Raw genomic sequence first — 12577 nt, 5'->3', positions numbered from 1 at the left:
GTCTGCGTTTTACGGGTTTCAGGGATATTCGGTTTTTGGTGGGCGTTTGATTACTGGGAACCGGCAACTTCTAATGCATCCAAGAGGACGGATGTCTGGGACGGTTTACCGACGCTAATCCGGACGTGGTCTTGTAAGCGGGGTGTGTTAAAATATCGGATGAGAATGCCTCGTTCAGCTAACGCCGCTTTCAATCCTGCCGCGTCTCTTCCAATCACCCGTGACAGGATGAAATTCGCCTCACTCGGATACGGCTCTAAGAAATCAAAATTTCGCAAGGCAGAATAGAGGCGTTCGCGTTCCTCTACGATTTTCCTGATGTTTTCCTGTAGGTAACCGAGATCTGACAGCGAAGCCACTGCTGCGGCCGACCCAGCGACGTTTACGTTGTAGGGTTGCTTAATCTTCAACAGGTGCGAAATTATCCATTCGGGAAAAACACCGTAGCCTACCCGTAATCCCGCAAGTCCTGCCCACTTACTGAACGTCCGCAGCACCACCAGGTTTTCATGTTGTAGAACCCAGTCTGCACGGGAACCGCCGCCGGCGAATTCGATATAGGCTTCATCTAATACAACAATGAGTGGCAACTGAAGCAGCTGCTGGAGACACGCATCACTCAGAACACTGCCATCGGGATTGTTTGGGCTTGTAATGAAAAGGATTTTAGTGTTTCGGTTTCCGCTGGAGGCAATTTCAGTTATTGTTTCAATGTCTAAAAAAAAGTCTGCGTTTCGTTCGACATCAATAATTTCGCCCCCGTTAAGTTCCGTGTCGAAACGATACATTCCGAATGTTGGCGGACAGTTGATGACCGCGTCTCCAGGGCTGACGAACAGCCGAACGATGAGATCAATCAGTTCATCTGCACCCTGCCCGGCGATGATATGCGTCGCATCAATGCCTGTGTACTGGCTGAGTGCTTGACGGAGGGCAGTGCTGTCCGGATCTGGATAGATGTGATAATGCTTTTCATCGGCGAGGGCGCGATAGACGGAAGGCGCGGGACCATAAGGATTCTCGTTTGCATCAAGTTTTATGATGTCTTCAGCAGGAATGCCAAGGCGTTTACTCAGGACATCGAAAGGAACTATTGGCGTATAGGGTGCCATATCCGCGATGTCTGAACGAACGAGGTTTTGAGAGTGAGTTTTGGTTGACATTTTTTGATGGCTGTCGGAAACCGTCGGCAATCAGCAATCGGTAGGAGATACGCTTGTGGTCGTCGCGAGAATCTCTCTACCGATAGCCGAAGACCGATAGCCGATGGCTCTTCTATTGGGTTGGGGTGGGTGAAGTCCGGACCTCAACTGCTTTCGGTGTCAACGCGCCGATGGGTGTTTCACCTTTGAGGACCCGCACAAAATCGTCCACGGTCATGTCTGCCACGCGTAAGTTGGAATCTATCGTTCTTCCTGCGATATGCGGCGTGTGAACAACGTTGTCCCGATTACGAAGTTCATCGTCAACGGGAACCGGTTCGATGTCATAAACGTCGAAGGCACCAGCGAGTTCGTCTTTCACGAGGCGTTCTCGTAGTGCGTCCATATCAACAGCAAAGGCGCGTGTAATCACGACAACCAAACTCCCTTTCTTTAAGTGATAGATCCGTTCTCGATTCAGCAGATGTTTGGCTGAAGGTGTCGGTGGGACTGCTACGAAAACGATATCCGAGCTATCAGCGAGTGTGTCCATATCGGCGCGTTGCACGTTCCATTCTTGGAGAAGTTCGTCCGATACATACGGATCGAAGCCCATCACCGTCGCACCGAAGAAACTGCACCATTTTGCGATTTTGCCGCCAATTTGCCCGAGTCCGATAACACCTATCCGTTTCGTTCCGAGATCGCCATTGACGAAATCGGGGTCGTCACAGAACTGATGTGCAGCCGGGAGTTTATCCAACGGAGCCCCGCTTTCACGTGCGTTGAGCGAACCCCACATCGGGTTTTCCCAATCCCACAGTTTTTCGCCCTGTGCCATCCGCAGATGCCATTGTGCAGTCCGACGCAGCGAAGACAGCGCAAGACCGAAAGCGCATTCTGCGACAGATTGCGACCACGCGCGTGTCGATTCAATCACAGGGATCCCCCGTGCTTGAAGTGCCTGATATGGGATACCGTGTCCAGAATTGTCGGTCATTGCTCCGAAAACTTTCAGTTTCGGGGCTGCCGCGATACAGGCTTCAGTCAGGTTTCCACCAAAATGGGATATGCCGATGGTTTCGCTTAAGTCGACCTGTTCGTGAATAGGGTCTCGGCTCTCTGTGTTCAGGACGAGTGTGACACCTAATTCTTCTAATCGACGCACCATCTGTTCGTGGACGTAGGGCCAAGAAATTTCTAAATTGGGGTGACGTGTGAATACAAATTCAGGACTTGCCATAATAGTTGTCAGTTGTCAGTTGTCGGTTGTCGGTTACGTCTCCTGTGACGTGAGCGTCTTCCAATAAACTTTCAACCCCTTCTCCCTTTCTCAGTGTTAGGTTATCGTTATCAAGAGCTTCTTTAACCGATAACTGATAACTGATAACCGATAGCCAATTAACGATGAATGCGCAGATGGGGACCCGTCGGGTATCTACCTATGCGTGCACCGTAGAGGGCAAACCCCCCTTTTGCCGCAGCATCTGCTTTCACTTCATATCGGACTGTTAATGTATCTGCCTCGTTCTCAAAAACAACGGACGGATCTACCTTAACTCTATAAAGGTAACCGTAGGTGCCGGGTTGCCCATGGATGTAAGAAAGCACACCGCGCGCATCCGCAGGACAGTCGGGTATGCGGATCGTCTCGATTTCAACGCCGTTGACAGAGATCGTCACGTCAGATGGATATTTTTTAGGTTCCGTTTGACGCGCACCACCGTTTGCGCTGGAGGCTTCAAAAATCAATTCCATCTCCGCGGGATTTGTTGTACCGATTCCTTCTATCAACGAAATCTCATATTCAACGTAACCACTTCCCTCTGCGGAAAACAGGTGTTCTTCATTTATGGGTTCATCCCAGGACGATTTGGACACGTCTCCAGGGACATAGTTTATACTCACTACCCCTGAATCGTTTCGAAATTCGGGGTTAGAAACCCCTCCTACAGGGACTTCGGGGATACAATCCTCTCCCACATGCTCAAAGTTGATGAAATTGCGGGCGACAACAGAACCGGTGCTATCTGTTACCCAGACGTGGAGTGTGCCGACCGCGGCGTGGACATCAGGCATGGTGAGTTCAAGTCGGTGCACATTTTGCACTTGATACTGCGGAAATGGAATATCAACGCTTCCTGAAACGCATCCACGTGTAATGTCTCCCGTCGCTGACATTGTATCCAATTGCCAGTGGAGTGTCGTGTCTGTGATGGTTTTGTGCGAGAAATGGCTCGCGTAGATGTCAGCCTTTATCTTCTCACCCGGTGTAACTGTTGTCCCAGGTGGATAATCAATAGCGATAAAATCTAAGGCGTTAATATCGAGATAGTCGTATCCGAATGCCTTCACCGACCGGTCGTATTTCATAAAACCGTTGTGTGTAACCACAAATTTTCGGATGGAGACGGAGTTCGTTGGTAAGGTATTTGAAACACCATGAGATGTCCTTGTCCCCCGCCCCTGCTGAGATACCCCCGTATTCGCTATTAATCAACGGCGCATCGCTCTGGACATTGCCACCGGCATAATTGAACGTTGAACCCGGATATGTTTCTTCCACAACGTTGGCGATATGTTCTTTCGCTTGTTCGTAATCGTTGATGTAGAAATGCCACGAGTTGATGTCTGTCTCTACATGGTCGTACAAACAGGCGGGTGGTATCAAGAGATTTGGCGAGGTGATACATCTCGCGCACCCATTCTTGCCGTTCGTGCATCTCTTTATACTCTCTGCCGCCGAGTCCCCAAGTTTCGTTGAAATTACACCATGAAATGATCGAAGGGTGATTGTAGTCACGCGCAATGTTTCCGCGAAGCGTTTGCACAAATCGTGCCTTCGCTTTCTCCGTATAATCGCCGAAATTCGGGATGTCGCACATAAAAAGCAAACCCAACTTGTCAGCCCAATAGTAGAGACGCGGTTCATCTACCTTGATGTGGAGACGGAGGAAGTTGAATCCGAATTCTTTTGCGCGTTCGACATCTCTGCGAATCGCTTCATCTGTCAAGAATGTATACACGCCTTCCGGATTAAACGACTGATTGAGCGCACCCAGCAGATAGATAGGGCGGTTGTTGAGGTAGATATACTGGTAATCTCCACCCGGTGCTTTCGCAATGGAAACCTTGCGCATACCGAAGTAGGTAAAAATCCTATCAATTTTTAAATTATGGTCCCCTGGGCTGCCCTCCATTACATTACGGGCAGGTTTCTGGTTAGGTTGCGCAGTGTTTGGATCTTGTTCGGTTTTAGAAGCACTTTCCTCCAGCAATTCAAGCGTTACATGATAGAGGTGTGGCGTGTCTACGTCCCAGAGGTGGAGTTGGTCTGGCGGGATATTGATGGTCCATTGCGTATCATTCTCTCCAGAGACTTCAACTGTCCCCCCCAGTTCGTCGCAATTCCAACGCAACTTGCGTTCTGTATTTTTTAAGTTTCCATTTATCTTAACAGCAAACGTGGCGGAGGCGTTGTCAATGTCAGGTGTTATGTGGCACTGCGCGATGTATGTTTCGTTTCTCGGTTCTAAGTAGACAGATTGCCAGATACCACTGGTGCGTTCATACCAACCTATCTGCTTGCCCGCGAGTTGCTCGCCGTGGTCCTGTGCGTCGTAAGCCCGAACGACGATACGTGCGGGTTCCCCGGGTGTAAGTGCGTCTGTGATGTCAAATTCGAACGGCAGGTACCCGTTTTCATGCTTACCGACCATTTTACCGTTCACCCAGACGGTCGTTTCCCAATCAACGGCACCGAATTTCAGAATAACGCGTTTATTTCCCCAATTCTCAGGGATAGAGACCGGTTTGCGATACCACCCGATTGTATGCCTCGGTTGGTCCCGATAATTTCCACCACGTTCTAAACCACCACAGGTGACTTCTTCAGGGGTGATATAGGCGTTTTTACTTAAATAGGTTGCGTTATCTGCTTGTTCTTCGTCGCCCCATGCCGCAAGGCTTTCCCAGGGGTAAGGGACCTGTATTTGCAATGTCCATGGGGACTCAGCGGTTGGCTTCGGATCAAACCATTGATTTTGTTCGCCGGTATCGTCAGGGTCAAAAGCGAATTCCCATGTCCCATTTAGACAGATCCAGTCGATACCTTCGGATGTTCCGCGTTGAAAATCTGGACGCGGGTACTCTGGGCGGGGTATATCTGTATTGTGGTTTCCTGTCATGTTTTTCCTTTTTTTACTGGCAATCGGCAGTCAGCAATCAGCAATCGGCAAAGAAGATGTGAGAGTTGAAAACTACCGTTACTGTTAACAAAGTCTACTGACCGCTAACAACTGAAAGGATTTTTTTCAAAAAATCCGTACTGATGGCTACTATATCATAAATCGCTTTTCTTTCCAATTTTTTTCTAAGTTTGTTTGGATGGGCGGGCGAATTCGTTGTCAAGTTTTCTATTGGATTTCGCCGCGGACGGTGAGGGCGGTCGCAATGGAGAGGAAGTCTCTACCTTCTTCAACCCTATCGTGGTTGTAGCTAAGGCCGAGATGGAAATTCGCTGTAATATGGGTACTAACTTTGTAGCCGACGCGCAAGGTCGTCTCATACCTTTCTGAACGCTCTTCAAGGTTCGCCCCGTATTGCTCTCTTCGGATAGCCCAAGAGAGGGTATTGGTGAGATCGAGATCGTGTTTCAGAGGGATTCTACCGAAAAACGGGATCCATATCCCATTTTCTGTATGGTATCTGTATTCGATACTCAGGTTTGGCGTAACGATGAGCGCGTTGCTTCTAATACCGCTCCGGAGTTGGTCCCGAATCGTAGTTCGGACACCCAATGCTGTCCGGGTCTCTTTGCCCCATGTCTGTATCCAACTCAGTGAAGGGATATGGGCTTTACTGTCACCGAGTATATTGTCCAGCGTCCCGTTATTTCGCGTTGTATAACTATAGCGGAGTTGGAAACTGGAGGTCTCCCGCGCTTTCAGTTTTACGTCGGCTTCATAGGCATTGGTGTTCTGTACGTAGGTTGTACCTGAGCTTTTTCGGAAGCTGTCGGAAGTGCTGACGTTTGTTCCCAAGGATGCCCAATTCCATGGGTCTACCGAGCTCCGGACGGTGTAACGATTGCTGCGCCGGGAGTTCGTCCGTTCCTTTGCATCGTCCGCGAGCGAATAGATTTCTAACATTGAGAGTCCAGAGGCAAGTTGCCGATACGATTCAGTAGCGGTGAAGTTTGCATTGGTGTTAACAGTGAAACTTTTCAAAATTCGCTGCAGGATACCGTCCTTGTGTTGGCTGTCCGAAACCGTTGGCTGACTGCTATTCTTACTGACTGCTGACTGCTGATGCCTGACTGCTCCTTTATCCCGTTCAATCCAAGTCGAAGAATTCTCTTCTAATTCTTGGATCTGCGTTTCGTCGATACCATTTTCCCTGAGTTGTTCACTGTAGTCATCAGTCCCTTCTGGCGTGGAAGGTTGGGAGTTTGGAAGGTTGGGCACCCCGTCCTCCCCTTCTTCCGTTCCTCCATCCGCTTCTGGCGTGGAAGGTTGGGAGTTTGGAAGGTTGGGCACTCCATCCTCGCCTTCTTCCGTTCCTCCCTTCCCTTCTTTGAGGAACCATCCGAACCATTTTTGAACGCGGAGGTTCACGCCGAAACTGATGTTGCCATTGAGTGAAGCGTTTTTCTGTTCACGGAACCAGTTCTCACGAAAACTCATACGGCTTGTTACAGTGGGACGCATACCGATCAGATCCCGGTTTAAGCGTGGTGTCAGCGACAACCGGTGTTCTCGCTGAGCAATTGACCATTTAACATCTTCGGCTGGTGTTTCTTCTTCGGATTCGGCGGTTGTCGGAGGAGTTTCCAACCCCGAAGTCGTTATATTACCCGTAAGTGTGGTGCTGGTGTTTGGATCTTCCCGCCTTTCAAGCGTCCGGCGAACATCGTAGCTCGGGTTCAGGCTGAAGATACTCGTCGGACTGATATTAAATGTTATGGTGCCGCTATCCGTTTTTTCATCTCGATTTCTACCGTAGCCGTAACTATAGTAGGATGTTGAGGTCGAAGATGTTTCCGTTGCGGTTTCGGGTTTGGCGAGTATGTCTTCGTGCCGATACTGCGCGTTGACCCCAAGTTTTGAACCGAGTTCATACCGAAAACTACCCGTATAAAGGTGGCTAATTTGTGTGCCTTGACGTTCGTTCCAAAAGTCTTGGTAGTTGTAAGCAAAGCCGAGATTCGGATACGGGTTTTGAATGAACTGCACAGAAATATCTCGGGTACGGATTTCACTTTTCCCGCTCTGGAAGCTGCTGTAGCTGCCGCGCTGGCTCTCGGTTTCCGTGTCTTGGTGTCGGATTCCGTATCGGATGGGCAGCCATGGGAATAGCGTGACATCTGCATCTATATTGAAGTCGTTGTTTGTTGTGCTATATCCGCGTGAAGAGAGTCGTTGTCTACCGACTTCCCCCGCGCTACTTTCAAAATCTTTGTCTTGGCTTGCGTAACCGCCGCGTAATTTAACGATTCTACCGAGGGACATCGCCATATTGCCCCGACGCGCCCATCCGGCACGCACGAGCGGATCGCCGAGGTGAATCTCATTTATCCAGATTTCTCCGCTGATTTCACGTCCAGTGTCGTTACGTATACCCAAGAGGATACCACCGATATTTTTGATAGAAAGCCGCGTGCTGTTCTTCCCTCGAATTGTGAAACCATCAGGCTGTCCATCGGGCTGTTGGCTATCGGCTGCCGGCTGTTGGCTGTCAGTTAGGAGGGTTTCTGGTGAAGGGACAGTTTCTTGCTGACTGCTATCCTGTGGATCGCTATCAACATCGGGATAGTCATTTCTGTGGCGGTCCCGTAAATCAATTTCAATTAACTTCCAACCCTCAAAGTCAATCGGGACTGTATATTCATAGTAGTCTGTTAGATTCTCGAAAACGTTAATGTCTGATTCCTGTTCTGTCTGATTGACAAACGGGTCTGAACTATAGAAGGAACTGCGATAGCCGGTTCGGACGGTTGGCGCGAGTTGTAAAACGAAGGTTGTATCGCTTTTGTCACCATAAAGCCAAAAGCGGAGTGTATCGTGTTTGCTGAAATCTTGCCCTTCGCTTTGTGTTAAGCCTTTCAATTGCTTTGAGGTGACACCGTAAGAGCCGGGAAAGAGATAATAATCAAGGCTGAGTGTCTGTTCACGTTGTTGTTGTGTTTGAAAACCGAGTGAAGTGGCTGTGAATGGATGTAATTTTTTGAAAAGTTCATTATCTTCGATATCCAGATATGCACTTTGATACGCGTCATAACTGAAGTTATCCCTCGTGCCAACGATAAATTTTTCCAATGTGTCTTCCACAATTGTACTCGTTGACAAGGTTTCTCCGGTGGCGCCGAATGCTGGATTGTTCGTTATGGATTCGCCCGTGGTGGGGTCGATAGCAGGCTGCGAACTTGACCGAGTGATAATCCCCTGCTTCCATTTGTTGCCAACGATTTCGATATCCGCCCATTGTAATAAACCTTCTACGTTACCCGGAGCGTTTTTGCTTAACCAGAATCGGAAGTGTTGCACAAAAACGAGACTCGGCAGACGGGAACCTGCTGGCTTAAATTTAGAGAGTGGAATACTGAGGAACATCCAACCGTTCGCATTTTTGCTTTTGACCCATTCTTTCGGAATCTCATTCAGTGGTATCGCCACCTCAAAATACGCATCTATACTGTCAAGGACACCGTCTCCATTGAGATCTTCGCTGTCCAGAATCTGGTTGCCTACACCGATAGATGTTCTTTCAAGCGGACCGCTGAGTCCCCATCCGATATCTTCCCCTGTATCAAGCGCACCGTTCCCACGATAGCGATCAATTTCTGAAAGATTCTCGAGGTCTAAATCCAATGCATCAATGCTTCCGTCTCCATTCGTATCTGTTAGCGTTTCTGGGATATCTTCGCTATCCAATCGTTCATCGGCATCTGTATCTTCGTTCACCACTCCGAGGTTCAGGTGTAGTGTTACATTGTCGTCGCCTTGGACGCGCATCCAGATTTCAACGAAGCTACGTTCCGAATAATCTACGCCGGATGCGGAGAGACCGTTTGAAAAACCGCCCCACTCGGCGATAACGTCTGTGAAATTGTAGCCGAGTTCCATAATGAGGCGTTCTTCGGTCGAGAGAGAGAGCGGTTGGATTGACGAGGCTGGCACATCGCGGTTCCGCATATAGTTGCCTATGGCTTCCGTTTCGTTTTTGTCTTTCAGCACAACGTTGAAGATAGCTCTATTCTCGTCGGTCGGTATAACACGGTAATCGGGATCTCCAGCGGGTATTGACGCATTCTCCGATACGTATGGGACGCTGCTCGGTTTCCAATTGTATTTTAACGTCGGGACGGTTGTTGATTCCTTTGCCCCTTCCATGCTATCAATGAGCGCGACGCCGATACTATTCGGGTTGTTGTGTGAGTAAGCCGCTTCTCCGCTGAAGTCAACTGAGAGTGGCAGGTTTCTCACGTTAATAAAGGGCAACAGATTTAAAACACCCGCAACGTTAAACTCCCGTCCAAAACTCGTATTCACATTGAACGCTTGCAAGCGGTTTGGAACGCTATTCACATCTGGTATTTCCGCGGGTCTTTGTCCGGTGTTCAGAATATAACCCGTTGAGAGCGAAAATCCTTTTTGAAAAACGGGGTTGAAATAGTTCATCGCGCCGCCATAATTACCGTAGGAACTTCGTGATCGACCTCCTAAGCTGCTGTAACCGCCGCCATAGCCGCCGCCATAACCGCCTCCGAATCCACCCCCGAAACCGCTTCTGCCGAGGCGAGAACTGCTACCGAAACCCCCACCCCTGCGTTGAAGTCCACCTGACAAACCCGAACCGAAGGCATCCGTTCCTTCACCAAGCATATCTGAATCCATTCTTTGGAGACCCCCTAACCGATTGAATCTGTCCTCAAGGCTCTGTTCTCTGTCAGACTTGGGTTTCTGTTTATGTGTATACTCTAACCAGACACCGGCTACGGTTTGCTGTGATGAACCGCCAAAAGGTGTTTTTTCAAATTCCACAACGATCTCATCGAACTCGTCCAATTGCCTGAAGAATCGGATCGTGCCGACCTCATAAAGCATCATATAGTCAGTATCACGAGTCAGAAGCTGTCCGTTCAATCGGACCGTCTCGCTGTTTGGAATCACAAACAAGCCTACGTTATACGTTTCTGATTGATACGCGTAATCCGCGATGATGGTGTAGACTTGAGCATCTGTTCGGACACTTTCGAGATAGATGGCGGTGTTGTTGAGTGAATCGCGATACTCGTAATATGGATGGGCTGGGTCTACGATTTGAAACGGATTTGTCGTTGGGAAACGGAGTAAGCCTCTGTCATAGTCTATAAACTGGGCATCTACAATACCGTCACTGTTTTGATCCAACCCAAAAGTTGCGATATAGGGAACAGTGCCTGCGCTTGTCTGGAAGGTTTCGCTTTGTCCTTGTCGGAGGATTAGGAGTGTGAAATCTCGTGGATTGATGTTGCGGTTGCCAAGGCTATAGACGTGTGTTGCCTCTGTGCCGCGAAACCCCTTCTCTTTTAGCACGACGTAGCCGATTTCTTCACCCTCTTCGTCAAGGGTTCCATCTCCATTTTCATCAACAAAGACTTCAGATTTACCGACGAGGCCGCCGTCTCCGCCTAAATATTCATACGAGACGACGATGGTATAATTTGCAGAAATCGGAGATAGGAATTCAATTTCACCGGTTTCGTAGTCAATATTATAGTCCTGACCGGAGAATTGGGGATTGAAGTAGCCTCGACTCGTTCGTTGACCGCCTTGGTTGTTTCCTACGACGCCATCGTCAATGAAAATTTGCTCGCTCCCTGATTTGATGGGGAGATATGCGTCGTGTAGTTCGCCATCTTCACCTTTTTGGATGTGGTAGAACCGATTTTTAACGTAGTTCGTGTCCGGTATCTGAATCCCGCGCGGTCCATAACCGTATCCGCCGCCAGCGCGCCGCGACTGTCCACGAAAAGTCCGCACCTCGCGTATCCCCTTACTGCGAGAACCGAATGCCGTAAGACGCGTGTTTTTCCATTCAAAAACGCCTTCAAGTCCGAACAAATTCCGGTTGATGTTCAGAAAGCGGGTGTTCGGCAAACTGAGTGTGATGTCGCCGAAGGAGATGGTTTTTATAATACTTTCCGGTGTGCCTTCGTACCAGACTTTAATCTTCTGTTCTTTTGTGCCACCGATACCATATCCACCGCCGTATCCCCCACCGTATCCGCCGCCATAGCCGCCGCCATATCCACCGCCCCCGAAACCACTACCACCAGCACTGTAGTCCACAGCGATATGCGTCCGTTGTCCCACGCGACCGTGTAGCCCAAATTGCTGTATTTGACGTAAGTTGAACCCGCTTGCGCGTGGGGCACCGCCACTGCCGTATCCGCCGCTATATCCGCCGTAGCTGGAACCGTAACTTGAGCCATAACTGCTGTAACTACTTCCATATCCTGAACCGTATCCACCGCCAAAGCCGCCGCTGCTGTAGCCGAAATCTTCGTAACCATAAGACGAAGTGAGTCCTAAGTCAAGTCCTGATGAGTATCCACCGTATCCGCCGCCATAACCATAACCGCCATATCGGTTCAGATCGCCTTCACCGAAATAGTGGGTTTTGTTCGCCTCTACGGTTACAGATTGTAAGCCTGTTATCCTAAGATTGGAATCCATCGGGAGAGCAATGCCTTTTTCATCGCGCTTCGGTCTTGGTTTCCAGTCATAGAGTTTATTGAGATCGGTTAAACGAGGAGGATACCGCCAGCGTCGGAGACTGTCGAGGTAGGGTTGTATGAGGCGATCGCTATCGGTTATCGGTTCTTGGTCTTCGGTAGATTCTGTGGTATCCTCTTGCGTCGTGTGTGTCTCCCACCAGCCTTGCTGACTGCTGACTGCTGATTGCTGATCGCCACTTTGCCAAATGAAGTGCTTTGATTCGCTATCAGGGTCGAAGCGGTCGCGGTTGAATAGTCCAAATCCAGTATAGCGTTGATTTTCGGGTGGTGTTTCGCGTGTGTCGGAATCAGGAGCGGTAGCGCGAGTGTCAGATGTTGCGGGAGTTGTTTGGGTTTGCTTTTTGGGTTCAGTCTCTTCTTCGGCAATACGACTGACGACAACTTCCGACGTTGAACAGAGGGCAATTATAAAAATGATCCCAGTTTTTAACAACAGGTTTTGCTTTTTTAAGGTTAACTGGTTTACCAATTTCGACAAAAAATGTATCTGCACGTATATCCCTGATTTATCGTATTTTTAGAGGTGTCGGTTATCAGTTGCCAGGTGTCGGTTACAAGAGGGTGTTGTTGGAAGAAAACCTCTTAACCGATAACCGATGACTATTTAAGCTGGAATCTTGAATGCAAACGAAAAGTTAAGCTTGTGTGTTTACAT

The 12577-nt window shown here is 49.0% G+C and carries 5 protein-coding genes; all 5 read right to left on the bottom strand.

The genetic code is table 11. The features are described from left to right. Positions 1-50: 50 nt before the first annotated feature. Positions 51-1163, bottom strand: coding sequence for a histidinol-phosphate transaminase (gene hisC / locus J4G07_08820; GenBank protein ID MCE2414092.1), 1113 nt, complete (start codon positions 1161-1163; stop codon positions 51-53). A 112-nt stretch (positions 1164-1275) separates the two neighbouring features. After that, complete coding sequence (locus J4G07_08815) at positions 1276-2385, bottom strand: NAD(P)-binding domain-containing protein (protein ID MCE2414091.1); 1110 nt, start codon at positions 2383-2385, stop codon at positions 1276-1278. A 158-nt stretch (positions 2386-2543) separates the two neighbouring features. After that, positions 2544-3515, bottom strand: coding sequence for a hypothetical protein (locus J4G07_08810; GenBank protein MCE2414090.1), 972 nt, complete (start codon positions 3513-3515; stop codon positions 2544-2546). 119 nt (positions 3516-3634) lie between these two features. After that, the gene (locus J4G07_08805; protein ID MCE2414089.1) at positions 3635-5329 is read right to left on the bottom strand and encodes a hypothetical protein; all 1695 of its coding nucleotides are present in this window, start codon (positions 5327-5329) and stop codon (positions 3635-3637) included. A gap of 228 nt (positions 5330-5557) precedes the next feature. Further along, the gene (locus J4G07_08800; protein ID MCE2414088.1) at positions 5558-12355 is read right to left on the bottom strand and encodes a hypothetical protein; all 6798 of its coding nucleotides are present in this window, start codon (positions 12353-12355) and stop codon (positions 5558-5560) included. Positions 12356-12577 lie beyond the last annotated feature (222 nt).

Source organism: Candidatus Poribacteria bacterium, from assembly GCA_021295715.1.
Taxonomy (GTDB): Bacteria; Poribacteria; WGA-4E; order WGA-4E; family WGA-3G; genus WGA-3G.
The sequence above is the reverse complement of the archived record's forward strand: the minus strand, read 5'-3'. Positions and strand labels throughout refer to the sequence as shown.

What these genes read in the sequence shown, in the direction of transcription:
- hisC (MCE2414092.1), bottom strand. Translation starts at nt 1,163, where the DNA reads ATGTCAACCAAAACTCACTCTCAAAACCTCGTTCGTTCAGACATCGCG.
- J4G07_08815 (MCE2414091.1), bottom strand. Translation starts at nt 2,385, where the DNA reads ATGGCAAGTCCTGAATTTGTATTCACACGTCACCCCAATTTAGAAATT.
- J4G07_08810 (MCE2414090.1), bottom strand. Translation starts at nt 3,515, where the DNA reads ATGAAATACGACCGGTCGGTGAAGGCATTCGGATACGACTATCTCGAT.
- J4G07_08805 (MCE2414089.1), bottom strand. Translation starts at nt 5,329, where the DNA reads ATGACAGGAAACCACAATACAGATATACCCCGCCCAGAGTACCCGCGT.